The organism is Streptomyces sp. AcH 505 (assembly GCF_000818175.1).
Lineage (GTDB): Bacteria > Actinomycetota > Actinomycetes > Streptomycetales > Streptomycetaceae > Streptomyces.
The window spans coordinates 2,493,789-2,513,929 of sequence record NZ_JTIY01000001.1; the positions used below are offsets into that span (position 1 = coordinate 2,493,789).

17 protein-coding genes are annotated in these 20,141 nt (G+C 71.2%); 10 read left to right on the top strand and 7 right to left on the bottom strand.

Annotated elements, in window-relative coordinates; translation table 11 throughout:
* Window positions 1–29: 29 nt before the first annotated feature.
* Complete coding sequence (locus HY68_RS11500) at window positions 30–413, top strand: hypothetical protein (protein ID WP_041987689.1); 384 nt, start codon at window positions 30–32, stop codon at window positions 411–413.
* 86 nt (window positions 414–499) lie between these two features.
* Here the strand turns inward: HY68_RS11500 and HY68_RS11505 are convergent, their stop codons facing one another.
* Entirely contained in the window at window positions 500–2,173 is a 1,674-nt protein-coding gene (locus HY68_RS11505) for an esterase-like activity of phytase family protein (protein WP_041987692.1), read from the bottom strand.
* A 261-nt stretch (window positions 2,174–2,434) separates the two neighbouring features.
* Here HY68_RS11505 and HY68_RS11510 point away from each other — a divergent pair, with 261 nt between their 5' ends.
* A complete protein-coding gene (locus HY68_RS11510; RefSeq protein WP_078863547.1) occupies window positions 2,435–3,805 on the top strand; it encodes a GAF domain-containing SpoIIE family protein phosphatase in 1,371 nt (456 codons plus the stop codon).
* A 149-nt stretch (window positions 3,806–3,954) separates the two neighbouring features.
* Here HY68_RS11510 and HY68_RS11515 read toward each other — a convergent pair whose 3' ends face one another.
* Both HY68_RS11515 and HY68_RS40595 read right to left on the bottom strand, forming a co-directional pair.
* A complete protein-coding gene (locus HY68_RS11515; protein ID WP_052457076.1) occupies window positions 3,955–6,264 on the bottom strand; it encodes a PAS domain-containing protein in 2,310 nt (769 codons plus the stop codon).
* Window positions 6,265–6,378: 114 nt separating this feature from the next.
* The gene (locus tag HY68_RS40595) at window positions 6,379–7,179 is read right to left on the bottom strand and encodes a TetR/AcrR family transcriptional regulator (protein WP_041987695.1); all 801 of its coding nucleotides are present in this window, start codon (window positions 7,177–7,179) and stop codon (window positions 6,379–6,381) included.
* Between the two features lie 126 nt (window positions 7,180–7,305).
* Between HY68_RS40595 and HY68_RS11525 the strand changes: the two genes are divergently transcribed.
* The 5 genes from HY68_RS11525 (at window position 7,306) to HY68_RS11545 (ending at window position 12,301) form a co-directional block, all read left to right on the top strand.
* Window positions 7,306–8,361, top strand: a complete 1,056-nt coding sequence (locus HY68_RS11525) for a medium chain dehydrogenase/reductase family protein (protein ID WP_041987698.1) — start codon at window positions 7,306–7,308, stop codon at window positions 8,359–8,361.
* Complete coding sequence (locus HY68_RS11530) at window positions 8,358–9,035, top strand: TetR/AcrR family transcriptional regulator (RefSeq protein WP_078863548.1); 678 nt, start codon at window positions 8,358–8,360, stop codon at window positions 9,033–9,035. The genes HY68_RS11525 and HY68_RS11530 overlap by 4 nt, the downstream gene beginning before the upstream one ends.
* A gap of 29 nt (window positions 9,036–9,064) precedes the next feature.
* Window positions 9,065–9,751, top strand: a complete 687-nt coding sequence (locus HY68_RS11535) for an ABC transporter permease (RefSeq protein WP_241778540.1) — start codon at window positions 9,065–9,067, stop codon at window positions 9,749–9,751.
* A gap of 124 nt (window positions 9,752–9,875) precedes the next feature.
* On the top strand, window positions 9,876–10,469 hold the full coding sequence (locus HY68_RS11540) for an SRPBCC family protein (protein WP_052457077.1): 594 nt from the start codon (window positions 9,876–9,878) through the stop codon (window positions 10,467–10,469).
* Between the two features lie 161 nt (window positions 10,470–10,630).
* Window positions 10,631–12,301 (top strand): serine/threonine-protein kinase, encoded by a 1,671-nt coding sequence (locus HY68_RS11545; protein WP_041987700.1) that lies wholly within the window; start codon window positions 10,631–10,633, stop codon window positions 12,299–12,301.
* Between the two features lie 67 nt (window positions 12,302–12,368).
* Here HY68_RS11545 and HY68_RS11550 read toward each other — a convergent pair whose 3' ends face one another.
* Entirely contained in the window at window positions 12,369–12,794 is a 426-nt protein-coding gene (locus tag HY68_RS11550) for a Rid family hydrolase (protein ID WP_041987702.1), read from the bottom strand.
* Between the two features lie 128 nt (window positions 12,795–12,922).
* On the opposite strand from HY68_RS11550, the gene HY68_RS11555 reads away from it, so the two are divergent.
* Entirely contained in the window at window positions 12,923–13,441 is a 519-nt protein-coding gene (locus HY68_RS11555; RefSeq protein WP_041987705.1) for a MarR family transcriptional regulator, read from the top strand.
* A gap of 12 nt (window positions 13,442–13,453) precedes the next feature.
* Here the strand turns inward: HY68_RS11555 and HY68_RS11560 are convergent, their stop codons facing one another.
* Window positions 13,454–13,975 carry a GNAT family N-acetyltransferase gene (locus HY68_RS11560; protein WP_241778541.1) on the bottom strand — a complete coding sequence of 174 codons (522 nt, stop codon included), beginning with the start codon at window positions 13,973–13,975 and terminating at the stop codon, window positions 13,454–13,456.
* An 87-nt stretch (window positions 13,976–14,062) separates the two neighbouring features.
* On the opposite strand from HY68_RS11560, the gene HY68_RS11565 reads away from it, so the two are divergent.
* A complete protein-coding gene (locus HY68_RS11565) occupies window positions 14,063–14,869 on the top strand; it encodes a DUF1963 domain-containing protein (protein ID WP_041987708.1) in 807 nt (268 codons plus the stop codon).
* A gap of 9 nt (window positions 14,870–14,878) precedes the next feature.
* On the opposite strand, the gene HY68_RS11570 is transcribed toward HY68_RS11565, so the two are convergent.
* Window positions 14,879–15,520: a response regulator transcription factor gene (locus HY68_RS11570; RefSeq protein ID WP_041987710.1), complete on the bottom strand. Its 642-nt coding sequence runs from the start codon at window positions 15,518–15,520 to the stop codon at window positions 14,879–14,881.
* A 209-nt stretch (window positions 15,521–15,729) separates the two neighbouring features.
* On the bottom strand, window positions 15,730–18,744 hold the full coding sequence (locus HY68_RS11575) for a helix-turn-helix transcriptional regulator (RefSeq protein ID WP_041987711.1): 3,015 nt from the start codon (window positions 18,742–18,744) through the stop codon (window positions 15,730–15,732).
* 170 nt (window positions 18,745–18,914) lie between these two features.
* Here HY68_RS11575 and HY68_RS43680 point away from each other — a divergent pair.
* A partial coding sequence (locus HY68_RS43680) for an ATP-binding protein (RefSeq protein ID WP_041995778.1) occupies window positions 18,915–20,141 on the top strand: 1,227 nt, incomplete at its 3' end.

Genomic DNA, 20,141 nt, shown 5'->3' on the forward strand with positions numbered 1-20,141 from the left:
GGCCGACACCACGACATCATGGAGGCGTCATGCCGCTTTTCGGACGACGCAAGCAGCAGTCGGCCGGTCCTGTCGTACGGATCGGCCGGAAGTTCCATTCGGATGCCGGCATCGAGGCGTCCGTGGCGAACTTCCACGCCGCGGCCACCCAGCAGTTCGGGCAGGAGCCGGTCCTCACGGCGGCGCGGTGGACGGCCCCGCACCCCGCCCCTGAGCGCCTGATCGCCGCCCGCACGCCGAGTGGTACGTCCTACCTCGCTCTGTGGAGCGACGGCTCGATGTACTTCGTCGCCCCCGACTACCAGCAGCTGCCGACCCCGCCCCTGGTGGGCATGTGGAAGATGCGTGACAACTCCCTGTCCAGCACCGGCAGCGTCGAGGCGTCCGAATTCGGCGCCGACCGCGTGGGCTGAGCCGCTCCGCACCGTGCCGACGCGCCGTCGGGCCCGTCCAGTTGCGTGGACGGGCCCGACGGCGGGGAGTGGCGGTACGCGGCGGGTCAGCGCACGCGGATGGTTACCGTGACGGTCTTGAGGACCGCCGGGAGCTTTGTCGTGTCGACCTTCAGGATCTCGCCGTTGTCGGTCTTGCCCGTGGACGGCAACACCTTCTGGTGGACGGTCCACTTGCCGTCGGGGTCGACGGCGATGGTGTCGATGCCGAAGTCGTCGTCGTTGGACAGGTACAGCGTCTTGCCCGCGTCCGTCGTGGCGACGCCCTCGATCTTGTCGTGCGCGAAGAAGCCGCCGGTCGGGTCGAGTTGGCTGACCAGCGAGCCGACGTTGACGTACGGCTGCTTCTGCGCGACGTTGACGCCCGCGCCGGTGAGCGCGGTGAGCGCGGCGTTGGTGCCCGCGGCGCCGACGAAGGCCTCGGGGGACTTGCCGCCGATCGTCAGGCCGCTGACGTCGGTCGCGCCGTTGGTGTCGAGCTCGTAGAGGCTCTTCTGCGCGAACGGCTGGAACTTGCCGTCGCGTTCGTCGATGAGGAACTTCGTGCCGGACAGCGCGGTGATCTCGCTGTTGGCGTTGCCCGTGGTGCCCGGGTCGTCCAGCAGGTACAGGTACTGCTTCGACCGGTACGTGCGCAGGTCGATCGTGACGATGCGGCTGGGCGAGACGTTGGCGGCCTTGGTGGCGCCGAGGTCCGGCTGCTGCAGCGCGGACTGCATGACGCCGACCAGGGTCTTGCCGTCAGGCGTGACCGTCAGGCCCTCCATGCCTTTGTTCTTGACGCGGTTGGCGAGTTCGGCGGGGAGATATCCGACGATCTTGTGGTGCGCGTTGTCCGGGCTGTTCTTGTACGGGGTCAGCCGGCCCAGCTCGTAGCCGTTGGCGTCGAAGTGCGTGACGTACGGGCCGTACTCGTCCGACACCCAGAACGTACCGTCGCGCAGCGCGACGAGGCCCTCGGAATCGTAGCCGTACGCGTCCCTGGCGACGGGCACCGGCGTACCGCCGTTGGCGTTCGTCGCGGCGACGTCGTCGATGACCTCGCTCGTGTCGTGCGGCGGCCGACCGCTGTACTTCGTGCCGCCGAGCTTCTTCGGCCCCTTCAGCGTGACCGTCTTGACCAGCCGGGCCTTGCCGTCGACGAGCTTGAACTCGCCGATCTCCGGGGTGAAGTCGAGCAGCATCTCGGACTTGTTGCCGTCGGGCGCGTCGGCGTTGGGGCCGCGGTCCGTGAGGCCGTAGAAGCGGCCCGGCTTGCCGGGCACCGGGGCGAGCGACGAGCCGAAGCCCTCGCCGGAGAGTTCGGTGGTGGTGCCGCCGGGCCCCGCGACGTGTCCGAGCGGCGGCAGCGGGGCCCCGTTCGACTGCGTGTCCTTGAACAGCTCCACGGCGTCGGTGGTGGTGTAGGTGAAGGTGTCCGTGCCCTTGAAGCCGGGCTTCGGTGTGTACGTGAACGAGCCGTCCGCCTCGACCGTCGCCGTACCGTCGGAGGGGGCGGTGTGCCGTACGACCGCGGTAGCGCCGTGGTCGTTGCGCAGCACGTTGCCGGTCAGCTTGCCGTGGCCGGAGAAGGAGTCGGCGGTCGCGCGGAAGTCGTGCGAGGGTGCCGACAGCCAGCCGGCGGCCTGAGCCGCGGCCGTACCTGCGCCCGCCACGGCAACGGTGGCGGTGATCGCTATGGCGATCCGGGTGCGCTTGCGTGAGAAGGGTCTTGAAGCCATACCCCTGAACTTGGCGGTCGGTGGTGAACACCGGGTCGGCCTTCGGTGAACCCTCGGTGCCAAAAGAAACGGTTCTGCGGAGGCAGTCCGTACCCTCGGCAGGGGGTCGCCGTACTCGCGCGCGGGCTACTGTTGCCGTGGGCCGGTGACGGCGGCGCTGACTCTTGGCTCGCGTGCGGCGGACGGGTGGCGCCGGGCCGGCGGCGCCGGGTTTCGGGCCGGTCGCGGCCGGGCGGGGGGAGGGGTCCTGCGGTGCGAAGTGTGACGTTCCCCGGCGGGCTGCGCGGCGACGGTCTGCCGGCCGCCCTGTCCGACCAGCGGCGGCTTGCGGCGGTGGCGGCGACGGGCCTGCTGGACACCGGGCCCGAGCGGGAGTTCGACGATCTGGCGCGGCTGGCCGGTGCGGTGACCGGGTGTGCGCGGGCCTTCATCACCCTGGTCGACGACCGCCGTTCGTTCTGGAAGTCGTGCGTAGGCGTGGACATCCAGCAGATCGCCGGACGGCAGAACGCGGCCCGGGAGAGCTTCTGTTACTTCCTGGTCGGCCTGGAAGGCGCGCCGTTCGCCGTGGCGGACGCGGCGACCGACCCGCGCACCAGCGACCACCCCTCGGTGGCGCCGATGAAGATCGGCGCGTGGGCCGGCTACCCGATTCTGGCGCCGGGCGGCGAGGTGGTGGGCAGCATGTGCGTGATCGACGAGAACTCGCACCCCTGGCAGCCCGCCGAACTGGCCACGCTGGCGACCCTGGCCAGAGCGGTCAGCAACGAGATCAATCTGCGCACGTCGCTGGAGAACACGCGGGCCGCGCTGACGACCTCCAACCAACTGGCCCGCAGCCTCCAGGACAGCCTGCTGCCCCCGGCCCTCCCTTCGATACCCGGCCTGGACGCCGCCGCGTCCTACCTCCCCGCCGCCGGCGGCTCCGCGGTCGTGGGGGACTTCTACGACCTCTTCCAGGCGCGCGGCCCGTGGTGGTGCACGGTGATGGGCGACGTCTGCGGCAAAGGCACCGAGGCCGCCAAGATCACGGCCCTGGCCCGCTACACGCTGCGCGCCCAGGCCACCGAGCATCTGTCGCCGGCGACCGTGCTGGACAACCTCAACACCGCGCTGCTCGAACAGCGCAAGGGCGAACGCTTCCTGACCGCCGCCTACGCCACGTTCCGCACCACCGCCACGGGCGTCTCGGGCCGGCTGTGCACGGCGGGACACCCGCCGGGGCTGATCCTGCGCGCCGACGGCCGCGTCCAGCGGACCGGCCGCCGCGGCAGCCTGCTCGGCGTCCTGCCGCAGGTGGACCTGACGGACGTACGCTTCCGCCTCGCTCCCGGCGACACCCTGCTCCTCTACACCGACGGCGCCCCGGAGGCCCGCCCCCGCCCCATCGTCCCCGGCGGCCCCCGCCCGGTCTTCGGCGACCAGGCCCTCGCCACGGCCCTGGCCGCCTGCCACGGCATGGACGCGGCGGGCACCGTACGCCCCATCGGCCGCGTCCTGGCCGCCCACACCGGCGACTGGGCGAGCGACGACACGGCGCTCCTGGCACTACGCGTACGGGAACGCCCCCCAACACCGTCGCCTCCCGCGGTCGCGACCCGGGGCCCGATACCGGCGCCGCGCCGCGCATGAGCCTGGAAGAACTCGGCGCCACGATCGGCCCCGCCACGGAGATCCTGACGGTGACGGAACCGGGCAACCGCCACAACTGGCGGCCTACGTAAGCGAACACCTCACGTCCTGGGCCGCCTTAGCGCCGGCGGCGGGCGGGTGCGCGTGGCTCAGTCTTCGTCTTCCAGGGGCTGTTCGGCCCAGATGGTTTTGCCGTTGGACGAGCGGCGGGTGCCCCATTTGTGGGTGATCTGCGAGACGATGAACAGCCCGCGACCGCCTTCGTCGGTCACCCTGGCGTGTCTGAGGTCGGGGGTCACGGTGCTGGAGTCGCCCACCTCGATCGTCAGGGACTGGTCGAGGATGAGCCGCAGGGTGATGGGCGGCGTGCCGTACCGCACCGCGTTGGTGACCAGCTCGCTCACCAGCAGGCCCGCCGAGTCGACGCTGTCCTCGGAGACGGGGTGGGGGAGTCCGGTCAGCCAGCGCCGGGTCAGCCGGCGGGCCTCGGAGGCGGCCCGGTCCTCCTGGGGCAGTTCCCACACGGCGGTGTTGTCGGACGACAGTTGGTGGGTGCGGGCCAGCAGCGCGGTGCCCGTGTGGCGCGGACTGGCTGCCAGCCGGGTGAACAGGCCGTCCGCCAGGTCCTGCGCCGAGTCGTACACGGCCAGGAGCCGGCTGACGACTTCCGTGCTCAGCGCCTGGTCCAGGTCGTCACCGGCGAGGATGAGGGTCGTACCGCTCTCCAGGCTCCGGCCGGCCATCGCGAACGGCGCGGTGTCGGGGGCTCCCAGGCGCGGACCGACCGGTGCGTCGATCCGGTCGACACGGCCGTCCGGGCCGATCACCCGGGGCCCGCGCTGTCCGGCGCAGGCGACGCGGCAGGCCTGCGCCACCGGATCGTAGACGGCGAAGGTGCAGCTGGCGGTCAGTGCGTCGGCGGGGCCCGTCGTCCGCTGGTCGTCGGACAGCCGGGTCACGGTGTCGCCGAGCCGGGCGAGCAGTTCGTCCGGCTCGAGTTCCAGGTCGGCGAGGGCGCGCAGGGCCGTACGCATATGTCCCATGATGGCGAGGGCATGCGCCCCGGCGCCGTCGACCTCGCCCACGGCCAGCGCGCAGCGGGCGCCCGACAGCGGGATGACGTCGAACCACGTGTGGCTGTCCGAGCTGGGTGACAGCGCAACGTACGCGGTGTCGATGCCCAGTTGCGGGCTGGGCCGCTTCGGCAGGAGCTTGCGGTGCACGGTCGAGGCCAGGGCACGGTCGTGCGCGGCGCGGCGCGCGTTGTCGAGGCAGAGCGCCGCGTGCGTGGCGCTGTCCGCGACGGCCGTCAGGTCGTCCCTGGTGAAGGGCTCGGAGTCGCCGCAGCGCAGCAGCCGCAGCAGTCCCAGCACCCGGCCGCGGACGGTGAGCGGGGCCACGATCATGGTGTGGGCGCGGGTCTGGGCCTGGGCCCGGGAGTCGGCGGGGTCGGTGCGGCTGCCGTCACCGCTCTCGTCGTCGGCGTCCGCCCGTACCAGTACCGGACGCTCCTCGCGCAGCGCCTTGTTGACTGCGGCCTCGTCCCCGACGGCGCTCACCTCACCGATACCGATACCGATACTGATACCGGCACCGGCACCGGTCTCGGCGTCTGCGTCGGCGGACCCGCTCGTACGGAAGGCAGCGCGGCGTAGCAGCAGCTTCTCGGTGTCGACAGGCCGCAACGGCGGGTAGTCGCCACCTGCGACCTGTTCGGTGAGCGTGACGAGAGCGATGTCCGCGAAATCGGGCACCAGCGCGTCGGCGAAGTGCTGGCAGCTCTCCGTCACTTGGAGGGAGCGGCCGACGAGTTCGCGGACCCGGGAGACGCAGTCCGCCCGCTCGCGGTCGCGTTCCCTTCGGGTCACTTCCAGCAGCGTCATGGCCAGTCCGAGCGGCTCCCCGTGCGGCCCGGACAGGCGGAAGGCGGAGACGGAGTAGTACTGCCGCCTGCGGGGACGGACCGTGGTGAAACTCGTGACCAGCCGGGAGAACACCGGTGTCCCGGTCTTCAGTACCTCGCGGGCCGCCGCGACCTCCCGCGCCGGGTCCTCCAGGTCGTACGCCTCGTCGAGCGGTCTGCCGAGGAGCTTGTCGGCCGAGTCGCCGTACATCGCCCGGGCCGCGGCGCTGGCCCGTACGAGCCGCAGGTCCTGGTCGAGGACGATCAGGCCCAGCTGTGACTCGGCGAAGAGCGCCCGTACGAGCGCGCCCTCCAGGTCGGGGCCGGCGGCGCGCGGTCCCGAGCCGGCGCCGTCGTACGGGTAGATCTCCCACCCCTCGGCATCCGGCCGGGGCACTGCGCGCAGCGGTACGCCGGATCCGGCGACGGCCTCCGCCGCGCCACGGTCCCGTACCCGTACCGCAGGACTGCCGAAGAGCCGGGCGGCGGCGTCGCTCCACGAGGTGACCCGTCCGGCGTCGTCCACGGTGAACAGCGGCTCCGGCGTCCGTTCCATCGATGCCTGCCGATCTGGCGTCCGATGTCCACGCCGGTGGCTTGTCCGTCCCCTCACATCATCGCCGCGAACGGGTCGTCCGTCCTGTTCGGAGGCTCGGAAGCGGCCCGTCCACTACGCCGGCGGCCGTACGTCCGTGAAGTGCGCGAGCGCGGTGATGACCCGCTCGGCGATGTCCGGCGGCCAGCGGAAGGAAGGGGCGACCGCCTGCTGGTGGGCGAGACCGTGCAGACCGAGCCAGAGCGCGACCGCGTCGGCGGCGAGATCGGTGCTGGTCGCGCGGCCGGCGGCGACACAGCTGCCGAGGGCTTCGGCGAGCCGCCGCATGCTGGCCTGACCGAGGGTCGCCACGTCCTCCTCGGTCACGGAACTCGCGTCCAGGTCGGGTGTCCAGAGCCCGCCGAACATGGCGCGGTAGCGGCCGGGGTGGGCGCGGGCGAACGCCAAGTAGCTGTGGCACAGGGCCGTCAGCCGTTCACGGGGCGCGTCGTCAGCAGAGTCCTCAGCCGGGTTCGCGGCAGAGTCCTCAGCCGGGTTCGCGGCAGAGTGCTCAGCCGGGTTCGCGGCGGTGTCCGCGGCAGCCTCTACGGCAGTGCCCGTGGCGGTGTCCGCGGCAGCCTGTGCGGAGGTGCCCGCAGCAGTGTCCGCCGCGCCCAACTGCTCGTCCAGCTCGGCGAAGGCGTTACGCACCACGGCCAGCATGATGGCGGGCTGGTCCGGAAAGTGCCGGTAGATCGACGGGGCCGCGATCCCGACGCGCCGGGCGACGGAGCGCAGGGTGACGGCGCCCGCGTCACCGGCCTCGTCGAGCAGGTCGACCGCCGCCGTCACGATCTCGTCGCGCAGCCGATCGCCCTGCCCGCGGCGATTGCGAACGCGGCTCCGTGTCGCTGCTGCTGATGTGTCGGGTCTCATGGCTTCACCTTACGCTCTGAACCTTACGGGCGTTGCCTCTTGCGCACACACCCCTAACGTGCGTAGCCTTACGCTCGTAAGTTCAAGCGGGGCCGACCGGGTCCCGCCCAACCGATCGGACCTCTCATGAACACAACGACGCTCGTCACCCACGTCACCGAGATCGTCCTCCCCGGTGAGGTCGAGCCGGACGGTCTGCGGGTCACCACCCGCGACCTCCCGGACCCCGCAGCCGGGCAGGTCGTCCTGCGGATGGAGGCGACCGGAGTCGCCTTCGCCGAGCAGCAGATGCGGCGCGGCAAGTACTACGACCAGCCGCCGTTCCCCTTCGTGCCCGGGTACGACGTGGTGGGTACGGTCACCGCGACCGGGCCCGGTGTGGAGACCGCGCTCACCGGACGCCGGTTCGCGGCCGTCACGAAGACCGGCGCGTGGGCCAGCCATCTGGTGGTCGACGCCGAGGACCTGATGCCGGTGCTCGACGGGGTCTCCCCGGCTGCCGCCGAGACCGTACTCGTCAACGGAATCACCGCCTGGCAGATGCTGCACAGGACGGCCAAGGTCCGCACCGGCGGGACCGTCGTCGTGCTCGGTGCCAACGGCGGCGTCGGCTCCACCCTCGTACAACTGGCCCGGCACGCGGGCATCACCGTGATCGGCACGGCCTCGCCGCGCCACCACGCCACCGTGCGCGAGCTGGGCGCGACCCCGGTCGACTACCGCGACCCCGACATGTACGCCAAGATCCGGGAGCTCGCACCCGACGGCGTGGACGCGGTCTTCGACCACGTCGGCGGCGCCGGCCTGGAACAGTCGTGGCGGCTGCTGCGCCGCGGCGGCACACTCGTCTCGTACGGTACGGCGGCGACGAAGGACGACGAGGGCAACTCGCAACTGCCGGTGCTGAAGGTGTTCGCGCGGCTCGCGGCGTGGAACTCCCTGCCCAACGGCAGGAGCGCCCACTTCTACAACTACTGGGCGGGCCGCCGCCGTCGGGCGATGTGGCAGCGGCGGCTGAACGAAGACCTCACCCAGGTACTGCGGTTGGTGGCCGACGGCTCCCTGGTTCCGCAGATCGCGGCGGAACTCCCCCTGACCGAGGCGGCGTCGGCGCTGGAACTCGCCGAGTCCCGTACGGTCCTGGGCAAGGTCATCCTCGTACCTGACCCGCACCAGGCATGAACGCGGAAGCGGGGGCCGGTGTGGACGCCGACGCGGAGTCGTCTGCGGGTACGGGGGCAGCCGCCGAACCGTCCAGGGTCCGGCCGAGGAACCGGCGGGGCGAGGGCGGCAGGCTACGCGCCGACATCCTCGCCGCCACGGCCGAACTGCTCGACGCGGAGGGCGGCGACGAACGCGCCGTCACCCTGCGGGCCGTCGCCCGCAGAGCCGGCATCGCCGCGCCCTCGATCTACCCGCACTTCCACGACAAGCCGGCCCTCATGTTCCAGGTGGTACGGCAGGCCTTCGCCGAACTCTCCGTCCGGATCAGGGCCGCCCTCGACCGCGCGGGCGACGATCCACGGGAGCGGCTGAGCGCCGTATGCCTGGCCTACCTCGCCTTCGCCCACGACCACCCCGAGCGGTACCGCGTCATGTTCGGCGGGTCGTGGAACCCCCTCGCCGGGTCCGGGAGTGAGGAAACGGTCGGCGAGGAGCCGATGCGGATCCTCGCCGACTCCATCGGCGACTGCGTCGCCGCGGGGCACTGCACCAGCACCGACCCGGCCGCCGACGCGGTCGCGCTGTGGCTGGGCCTGCACGCACTCGCCCACCAGCGGGCCGTCGCCACGGCGTTCCCCTGGCCAGCGGACATCGTCCAGCGCATCGCCGTATCCCTGTCCCACCTCGTGTGAACCCTCGCCCCTGCCCAGGAGACACCGCCATGACCCCCACCAGCCCCGCCACGGCCGCTGCCGCCGCGACCGATCCCGCCGCGACCGCTCCCACTGCCACGCGTATCGCCGGCACCGCCGCCATGGACAGCGCCGGCACCGGCCCCCGCCCCGCCCCCCGCCTCGGACCCGGTCAGATCGACAACCGCGCCACGTACATCTGCTTCGGGCTCGCGTACCTCCTCGGGCACGGCGCCGCAGCACTCTCCCGGGGCGACGACCCCCTGGTCGGGCTGCCCGAGTGGCTGCCGACAACGCTGCTCGGGATTGGTCTGGCGATCGGCACGGTGTACGCCACGATCGCCGCGCTCCGCGCCCAACGCGGCGCCGATCAGCCGGAAGTGCTCAGCGGCAGGCTCCTCGGCCTCGCCTGGGTCGTGGCCTTCGCCGCCCTGTTCCTCGCCATCACGGGACTCACCGCCACCACCGATGTGCCCGACCTGGCCGACATGCTCTGGCCCGCCGGATCCGGCCTCGTCGTCGGCCTGATCTACATCGCGGAAGGCTCGGTGCGCCGCAACCTCCTCCACTACAGCCTCGGCACCTGGCTCGCCCTGACCTCGTCCGCCGCCCTCCTCCTCGGCACGCCCGGCCTGTACCTGGTCCTCACCGTCGCGGGTGGCGGTGCGTACGCGGTGGCCACGGTCCTGGAACACCGGCGCCTGGCTGCCGCCTGACCGCCGTACTTCACACCCCACACCTCACACCCCCTTTTGCAGACGCCACACCCCCTTCTCCACACACCCTTCTCCACACACCGATCTCCACACACCGATCTCCACACACCGAAAGAAGCAAACAATGCTGATCACCACACGACGCAGGCTCTTCATGGGCATCGGTGCCGCCGCCCTCGGCGCGACGGCGACGCTGGCCGTCCAGCCGGCCGCGGTGGCGGACGAGGCGCGGCCGAGCGCCCGTACGTTCCAGGAATGCCGGGGCCTGACCGTCGACAAGCACGCCCCCGTGATCAGCACGGCCAGTGTCTTCGTCAAGGCGTCGCCGAAGACGGTCTGGCGTCTGCACACGAACATCGACAACTGGTCCTCGTGGATCCCGGAGATCACCCCGGCCCAGAAGAAGACCCCGGGCCCGCTGCGGCCGGGCTCGGTCTTCGAATGGTCCCCGCAGGGCATGCACGTCACCTCGACGGTCAAGAAGGTCAGGACCGAACGGTGCACCGCCTGGGCCGCACCCGTGAACGGCATAGCCGGCGTGCACCTGTTCACCTTCAAGCCGGTCAAGGGCGGCGTGATCGCCACCACGCAGGAGTCCTGGTCGGGCGCCCCCGCCGAAGCCGACATCCCCGGCAACCAGGCAAGCCTCGACACGGGCCTCAGGGACTGGGTGAACCGCCTGAAGGAAACAGCCGAGACGCAGCACGCCTGCCACTGACTGCGACAGTCGTCGACGAGAAGCCCCGGTCCACGTCGGCCCGGGGCTTCTCGCCTTCGTGGCAACCGCTTCAGCGCCCCCGCCCCGGTCCCGCCGCGTCATGATCGTGCCCGTTAGGCTGCTGGCGTTGGCCCATGCGTCAGAACGGGGGGAGCAGGCCGATGGATCACGCGACGAATGTATTCCAGCCCCTTCAGGCGGGCGACCCGCTGGTGGTGGCCGGTTACCGGCTCGCCGCCCGGCTGGGCGCGGGGGGTATGGGACGGGTCTACCTCTCGCACACCCAGGGCGGCCGGCCCGTGGCGATCAAGGTCGTACGGCCGGAGCTGGCGGACGACCCGGACTTCCGGCGGCGGTTCGGCCGGGAGATCAAGGCGGCCCGGCGGGTCCGGGGGGCGTACACGGCCGAGTTGATCGATGCCGACGCCGACGGCGTACCGCCCTGGCTGGCCACGTTGTACGTGCCCGGGCCGTCCCTGACGGACGCGGTGGCCCAGAACGGTCCGCTGCCGGTGCCCGCGGTGCTGTGGCTGATGGCAGGGGTCGCCGAGGCGTTGCAGGCCATCCACGCCGAGGGCGTCGTCCACCGGGACCTGAAGCCGTCGAACGTGCTGCTGGCGGCCGACGGGCCACGGGTGATCGACTTCGGTATCGCGACGGCCGCCGACGGAACCGCGTACACGGCGACCGGAAACGCGATCGGCACGCCCGCCTTCATGGCCCCGGAGCAGGCGTCGGGGGACGAGGTCACGGCGGCGACCGACATCTTCGCCCTCGCCCAGACGGCGGCGTTCGCCGCACTGGGCAGGCCGCTGTACGGCGAAGGCTCGGGCGTCCAGGTCATGTACCGGATCGTGCACTCCGAACCCGAACTGGACCTGCTGCCCGAGCCGTTGCGTCCGCTGTTCGCCCGCTGCCTGGCCGCCGATCCGGCGGAGCGGGCCACCCCGGCGGAGGTCGTGGAGTGGTGCCGTCAGCGCTTGGCGGCGGCCGACGCGGGCGGTGGTCCTGCGGTGTGGCGGGAGATCACCGGGCCGGAGATCGCGGTGCCGGCGCCGGTGTCGGCCCCCACCCCGGTGCACCCGCAGCCGTTCACCGGATCCCCGTACCCCCCGGCCGGGTGGATACCGCCGACGCTGGAGGACCAGAAGGTACGCAGGCGGCGTACCGCGCTGCTCACGGCCGCCGGTGTGGTGGGAGGCGTGCTGCTGGTGGGGCTCCTGGCCTGGGGAGTCATGGACGCGACGGGCCGGGACGACGATCACCGGAACACCGCCGACTCGTCGGCGTCCTCGCCGGCCTCCACGCGCGGATCCTCGTCGGATTCCGGAAGGTCGAGAGATTCGGGGGATGCGGGGGATGCGGCGGACTCCTCGAAGTCCTCGGGAGCTGTGGGCGCCGGTGAAAACGCGGCCGGCAGTTCGCCGTCCTCCCCGGCGTCGCCCTCGGATCCGCGACCCGAGGGGTACGGCCAGGTGACGCTGGACGCGAAGGAGCCGTTGAGCCTCAAGAACCCACGCAAAAAAACGAAGGCCGACAAGGGAGATATCCGTTTCGGCTGCCGGTCCTACGACTGTGCGCTGGAGAGCGACGCGAGCTTGTTCGTCCAGATCTTCGGCGACCCGGGTACCACCCTCGACGAGTGCCGTCTCATCGTCAACCACTCGAAGCAGCACCGCCTCCCGCTCGCCGCCGCAGCACGCGGCACCGAAATCTGCATCAAGGACCCGGCGGGGGACATCGCGCTGTTCGTGGTCGGGACGAAGTCGACCGCCATCCCGGACCTCGCCTTCCTCGACGGCGACTTGACGATCTGGCGAGGCGCGGCCTAGGCGCGGCCTGGGGGCCGCCTAGCCGCTGCCCGGTGGGGCGACCACCGCATGGCCGCCCACCGGTGGTTCAGTTCCCGGAGCCGACGATGGCGGTGACGCGGATCTCCACGCGCATCGCGGCGAGGCCGAGGACCGTCGCACCGGTCTCGGTCCAGATCGGCGCGCGGCCGTCGAGGCGACGCCGGAACTGCTCGGCCATGACCCTGTTGTGGTCGTCGCCGATGACGTCATCTCCCGGCGCCACCTTGTGGTACGAGTTGACGTGGATGACGTCCTTCCATGTCGCGCCGACCGTGGCGAGTGTGCGCTCCACGTTGTCGAAGGCCAGGACGATCTCGTCCTCCAGCGCGTCGGGGACGACCAGGTCGTCATCCACCCCGGCCTGGCCGGAGATCTCGACCCGGTCGTCGACGCGGACAGCCCCGCTGTAGCCGAGGGCCGCGTGCAGCTTCTCGCCGAAGCCCGGGGTGACGCCGAAAGTGACGGTGCTCATGATGCTTCTTCTTCCTGTTCGCAGGGGTGCGTTTTCACTCCGATGAGTTCACGCGTAAAGTGAGACTAGCGCGCGATGACTTCAAGCGCAAAGTGATGACGGGCTTCACGGGAGGGGAAGGAAGATCCATGAGCGACACGGCAGGGCGCACAAGCGACACGGGCGGACACGAGGATGTCGCGGACGACAAGGAGCTGCGATGGCTCGACGAGCAGGAGAAGGCGGCATGGACGGGGCTGATCTCGCTCGTCCTGCTGCTGCCCGGCAAGCTGGAGTCGCCGCTGCGGCAGGAACACGGCCTGACCCTGTTCGAGTACCTCGTGCTCAGCCATCTCTCCGAGGCCCCGCAGCGCAAGCTGCGGATGGGTGAACTCGCCTTCCTCGCCAGCGGGTCGCTCTCCCGCCTGTCCAACGTCGTCAAACGCTGCGAACAGCGCGGCTGGGTCGTACGGACGCCCGACCCGGCCGACGGCCGCTACACCCTCGCCGAACTCACCGAAGCCGGCTTCGACATCGTGCGTCTGGCGGCGCCCACCCACCTGCGCTCGGTTCGCCGCACCGTCCTCGACTCGCTCAACACGACGGACCAGAAAGCTCTCGCCCGTATCGCGGAGAAACTCCACATCGTCCCCGACGACTTCGGCTGACGACGGAAGGCCCTAGGTCGTGTGGCCGTCGGCTCGGCGCAGGTCGTGGAGGTAGATGTGGAAGGGGTCGCGGGTGAACCCCTCCGCCTCGTAGAGGTGTTGGGCCGTGTGGTTGTCGTAGGCGGTGTCGAGCTGCACCCCGCTCATCCCGGCCTCGCGCGCCCTGCGGACCACGTCGCGCACCAACGCCCTGCCGACACCGCGGCGGCGGCCGGCGGGGGACACGTACAGGTCGCTCAGGAGCCAGGACGGTGCCATGTCGAGTGACGAGATCATCGGATACACCTGCGCGAACCCGAGCGCCCCGGCCCCGGCCTCGGAGGCGGACGCGGAGGCGGCTTCGGGCGCGGAGGCGAGCAGGATCAGGGAGTCCCGCTCCTTCAGCCGCTCGGCGATGAAGGCGCGCGGCCGGTCCGGGTCCTGCGGCTGCACCTCGTAGAAGTCGAGGTACAGCCGGAACAGTCCGGCTGCCGCGTCGAGGTCCGCTTCTTCAGCGACGCGGATCGCGACTTCGGTAGGACCAGGACCGTTCACACTCGACCTCCATGTCGGCAAGCTCGGCTCATCTCTGAGGGCAAGTGTGTCAGTGCCTGCCGGTACGTTTCTCGCATGAAGCCAGAGATGCTGGACAAGCTCGGCCCATTCCGCGAAGAGGCACTTGCCCGGGGAATTCCGTCCGACGATGTGGAACGGTGGATCGGCATAGCCCGGCCCTGCGCAACGCTGTCCGAGGCCCGGAACGGACCGGTCGTTGCCCAGTTCGGCGGCCCTTTGATGCTTCCCGTCGACACCCCGGATCCCCGGTTCCCGTTCGTCGCCTCCATCGACTGTGCGGCCCTGCCCGAGGGCGTGACGGATCTCCCGCTGCCCCCCGACGGACAGTTGCTGTTGTTCGCCTTTCCCGACAACGAGGAGATTGCCTCCATGGGGGAGGTGGTCTACATACCGGCCGGTGCGGCCGTCGAAGAGCGGGCGAAGGATGCCCACTTCTTCGCCGAGATCCCCGACTACCGGGAGGTCTGCCAGGCTTTCCCGCAAGGCCCGCTGACTATCGCCGCCGCCAACGTGTCCCTGCCGTACCACTGTTGGATCGAGCTCCCCGACGAACCCTGGAGCGCACCGCTCCCCGGGCACCCGCACTCCGAGCAACTGCTCGCGGTGTGGCTGGACAAGGAGGAGGACATCACCACCCCCGGGGCGCTGCAGATCGGCGGATACGCCTGGGACGAGTACACCGAGATCGACCCGGTCGCGAAGGCGGCTTCGCTCGCCGCGGAGCAGCCGGGCGAGGACTGGGTGTTGCTCGCCCAATGGGATCCCGGCATCAGCGGCAGGGAAGGAACCTCCGTCCACTGGGTGATCCGGCGGAACGATCTGGCAGCGCGACGCTTCGACCAAGTGCAAGTTGGTGTGTTCTGGAATCCCTGACAGGCGGAGTCAGATCAGGCCGGCGCGTATGGCGTACGAGACGGCGTGGGCGCGGTTGCGCAGTCGCAGGCGCTTCATCAGGCCGTAGAGGATGTACTTGACGGTACGTTCGGAGTAGGACAGCCTCGTCGCGATCTCGTAGAGTTCCTTGCCCTCGGCGACCAGGCGCAGTACGTCCACCTCGCGAGGGCTGACCCCGGACGCTGTCAGGCCCCGTGGAGCGAGAACTTCCCTTTGAGTCCACCGGACTTGTTCCATCAGGGTGCCCTGGAGGCTGGGCGGGAGACTGCCGCCGCCGTCCGCGATGGTGAGCAGGGTCTGGATGAAGGTCGCCGGGCTGAAGGAGTCGTGCCACAGCACGGCGCGGACCCCGCGGTCGACCGCGGCCGACACGTCGGCCTGCCACTGCTTTCCCACCACCATGGCGAAGCGTGCGTCGGGCTTGTCGCACAGGTTCCCCAGCAGTTCCAGGGACGAGGCTCCCACGATGTCCACGGCGACCACGATGACGTCGGCCTCCCGCAGTTTGTCCGGCGGGACCTCACGGGTGCGGCGGTCGTTCTGAAGGTAACTGACCAGCCCCGCGCGGACGATGGCGTCAGGTGCGTGAGTCGCGACGCGCACCGTGTCCGTGAGTACCTGTTGAGGCATGTGCCCTCTCCATCTGGGACTCAAGTGGTTCCTGCGCTCCGGAAGGTGATCGTGCCACGGGCAGTTGCGCCGATCCGCTCCCTCCGGGGACTCGTGCGTCAAGGGCAGGGAAATCTGTCGCCAGTCGGCTCGGCCGAGGGGTCCAGCGTTACGTGCGGTCAGGAGTCGTCCACGGTCAGCGGCGGCCCGTGCTCAGCAGCGGCTCGTGCTCAGCGGCCCTCCGTGCTCAGCGGCCCGCCGCCGAGCACGGCGGTCACGACCTCGGTGCGGGATCGCATGCCGGTGCGTGCGAACAGCCGGGACAGGCGGTTCGCGACCGCGTCCTCAGTGAGCCGTAGTACGCCGGCGATCTGTCGGTTGGTAAGGCCCTCGGCGAGCAGGGTGGCCAGCAGGTGCTCGTTCTCCGCTGTCGCCTGCCTGCGACCGGGCACGACAACACCGGTCTCGCGCATCGCGGCCCTCGTGCGGAAGCGCCACAGCGCGGCACCGGTCTCGCCGAACAGTTCGTACGCCTCGTGCAGCAGCGCCGCCGGGCCCGCGTTCGCTTGCGCGGTGGCGGTGGCGGTGGCGGTGGCGGTGGCGGTGGCGGTAGCGGCGGCGGTGAGCGTCACCGCCGTTTCGAACATCTGGCCCCGTTCGCGGGCCAGTTCGACCGCTTCGAGTAACTGCGCTGGTTTGGCGGCGGGTTGGGGCTTCGGCTGCGACACCCGCGCGGACGTCAGCAGGTACAGCAGCCGGGTCCGGCCGCTGTCCATCCGCCGCGCCAGCCGCTCAAGGCGTTCCAGGCAGGCCAACGCTTCACGTGTGTGTCCGGCTTCCGCGTGCACCTCGGCCAGGGAGGCCCACAACTCGTCGGTGCCGTAGACGGATCCGCGGTCGTCCGCCGCGCTCAGCCCGCGCCGCAATATCTCCTCGGCACGGCCGAGGTCGCCGACGGTCCGCAGAACCTCGGCCTCGGCGTGGTCCAGGACGTGTTCGAGAGGCCCGTCGCCCTGTCCGCGTGCGCTGCCGATCAGACGGCCGGCGGTGGTGACGCGCCCCCTCGCGAGGAGAACGGCAGCCGTTCGGGCGGGGATCAGCTGATGCCCGGGGACCACGTTCAGCACCCCGCCGTTGACCAGAAGCCGCCGCGCCGCCGGAAGCGCCTCGTCCCACCGGCCCTCAAGGTGCCACAAAAGGAACTGGCTGCAGAGGGGCAGGAGTTCCACGGCCAGACCTCGGGCCGCCAGCAAGGCTCTCGCCCGCCGCAGATCACCGGTACCGAGCACCACGTCGAGTTGGGCGATGGCGATCGCGAACACCTTGGCGCGCGGCAGCTCGGGCACCGGCGGCATGGTCAGTACGCGCATGAACCGGTCCGGTCGGCCCAGCACGAACTCGGCCACTACGCTGAACAGTTCCAGCAGGGCGCGGCTGTCAGGGGTCGTCTGCCACAACTGCTCGGTCTGCGTGAGCAGGGCCAGTGCTTCCTGCCATTTCTCCAACTGCCACAGGGCCTGGACACGGCCGGACACGGTGGCGACGACGGGCAGTGGCAGTCCGTCCCACCAGGAAGCGGCGCTCATCCGGGACAGCGCGGGCCAGTCCCTCTCCGCGGCTGCCGACGCCACCAGCAGCGTCGCGGCTTCGTAGAGTGTCGGCGGGTCAAGACCCTCGGCCGGGGCGGACACGATCCCCTCGGCCGCTGCCCTGGCCGTGGCGTAGTCGCCGCAGCCGTGGGCTGCCTGACCGCATCGGAGCACCGTCAGGGCGCGGGTGGACGGTTCCTCGATGAGGCGCACCGCCCCCAGGTACCAACGCAGCATCCCCCGGCGGTCGAGATCGGGGTACAACGCCCTTGCCGCCGTGGTCAGTTCCGCGACCGCGCGTTCGGGGTCGACCAGGACGCCCGCCTCGGCGATCCGGTCCGGCAGATACGTCTGCGCGTCCGCCTCGTCGAGGAGCACCGCCGCCGGTGCTCCGTGCGAGGACCCGATGGCTCCCGCTGCCCCGTCCGCCCACAGCGCTTCCACCGCGGCGGCGGACAGTCGGCCCCGCTCCAGCGGTCCGAGCCGTTCCCGGACGGAGTGTGCCAACAGTGGTACGCGGAAGGACCACCCCCGTACCACTGTTCCGCCCCGACCGGTCGGTTCGTTCGGTTCGTGCAGTTCGTCTACGATTCCCTCGTCCACCAGCGTGCGAATGGCGTGGTCAACAGCCTTGGTGGACAGCTCGGTTGACATCGCGAGCAGCTCTACGGTCGGCCGGCCGAGCGGCCACAGGATGCTCAGCGCCGAGGCCACCGTCCAGCAGGGCTCGCCCAGCGCCCGCAGCGCCAGGACGTACCTGTCGCCGTCCGGCAGCACTGGCGCCGGCGTTCCGACGCCCAGGAAGGCGTGGCCGTCGGCCATGCGTATCGCGTCGCGTCCGACCCACTCGGCGAGCAGGGCGTCGACCACCCCGGGAATCCCACGGCTCAGCCGGTACACCCGACGTACCAGGCCCGCGTCGGGTACCGCCCGCAGCCGCCGTGCCACCAGCGCGGTGACATCCGCCTGCCCGAGACGCGGCAGGACGATCGTGTGCGCGGCCCGGTGGCGGGCCAGCCGTTCCAGGTAGAGGGAGTGCGGGCCGGTCAGGGCGGGCCGGGCGGTACGGCCCGACGGCCCGATGTGCCGCCCCGCCGTGACCATCAGCCGGGTGCCGGACAGCACCTGCTCGAAGTCGAATCTGCCGAGCAGGGCGAGGGATTCGGTGTCAGCGTGCTGAGCGTCATCGACAACGACGGCCGTGGGCACCGGTTGGGCCAGAGCGGCGGCGAGCGCTTCGGCCATCGCCCCGCCGTCGCCCTCTTTCACCGCTGCCACAGCCGCTGCTGCCGCCGGTTTGTGCTCCGGCCGAGGTCTCGACGCGGCCGGCCGGCGCCCCGGCGTCCGGTGCTCCTCCAGAGCCATGACCAGCCGCAGTGCCAGGAGCAGAGGACGCTCGGCGTCGTCGGGAACGCAGGTCACCGGCAGGACCGCGACGCCCTCGGCCCGCAGCCGCTCGGCAGCGGCATGCGTGAACGCGCTCCGCCCGACGCCCCGTTCCCCCCGGACAACCACCACTTTCGGCCCGGTCGGATCGCGGAGGAGGCCGTCGACTTCCGCCGACTCCCGCTCCCGGCCGAGCAGGCTGTCGCCCATTGCGTGGAAACGCGCGGACGTGCCGCCGAAAACGAACTCGGTGTCTCTCCGGGCAGCCACTGGATTCACCGTATCCTTGATAGCGCACGTACCTGATGGGTCCCGGTCCTGGACTTTGCCATCATGGTCAACTTGTCGGAAATGACGATGGCTTGTTCGGGAAGTTCGCGCAAACCCGCGGTCTCGACGCGTCGGTCGACGTGAAGAATGGAGCCAACCAAGGAGTTGTCGTGCAGCAGTACCGTTCACCTCTCGTCGGCAGGCCCGGCGAAGTCGAGGACGTGGCGGCGTTGTTGCGTTCCACCGGTACCGCCGCGCGGATCCTGCTGGTCAGGGGCGCGGCCGGAGCCGGCAAGACCGCCGTGCTGGGCGAGGCGCGGCGGGCCGTGGCCGAGGAGGGCACCAAGGTGCAGCGGCTCGGCTGGGAAGCCACGCGGGGCCCGGCAGGTACGGGTGCCCTCGCCGACGCCGTCTGTGGCGTACTGGCCAAGATCCATGACGGTCGTCAGCTCGTACGCGTCACCACGGTGCGCCGGGCGGCGCGTTCGCAGACCCTCGCCCGTGGCGGCGAGGTGGCCCTGCTCGCCACCTTGGGCGACACACTGGCGGACGCGGCTCAGTACGTTCCGTACGCCCTGATCGTCGACGACACCCATCGGATGCCGGCTCCGACAGCCTCCGCTCTGGGGCTGCTGCTGCGCGTGTTCCGGCCGGCGGGTGTGCCCGTCGTGATGGCCGCCAGACCGCAGGGCCCCGGGCAGGTCGGCGTCGCGCGGCTGGCTGCGGCGGCCGACCGGGTGCTCGAACTGCCGCCGCTGTCGTCGGCCGAGGCCGGCGAGCTGGTCGTACGGCGCCTCGGCCGACCCGTCGAGCCCGGTCTGGTGACGGCGGTGCTGTGTTCGCTGGGCCCGCTGGCGGGGAGCCCGGCGGCCGTCCTGTCGGTGCTCGCCTCGCTGGAGGAGCGCGGCGGCCTGCTCGAACTCGACGGGCGGATATGTCTGACCGTGCCGGAGGGTGGGCTGCGCCTCACCCCGGACGTCGCGGATCTGGGCCGGCTCGGCTGGCCGGACGCGCCACCTGATGCCGACACGGTCAGGATGGCGGCCGTGCTCGCCCGGCTGGTCGAGCGGGCCGAGCTGCGCCTTGACGACCTGCACCGCGTGCGACCGCTGGGCGGCCTGCCCGAAGCTGCCGGCCGTGCGCTGGACGGCCTGGTCAGGGACCGGGTGATGACTGTCGGCCGGGACGGCAGGACGGCGTTCGCCGTTCCGGCTCTCGCGGCGGCGCTGCTGACGCTGTCCGCCGACCGTGACCTGCGGCCGCTGCACGCCGCCGTCACCAGATCGGTGGCAGATCGGCTGGGTGCAGCCGCTGCCGGGGCCGCCCACCCCCGGCTGGCCGACCATGTGGCCGAGGCCGGGCCGGCGCTCGGCGCGGCGCTCGCGGTGCCGCTGCTG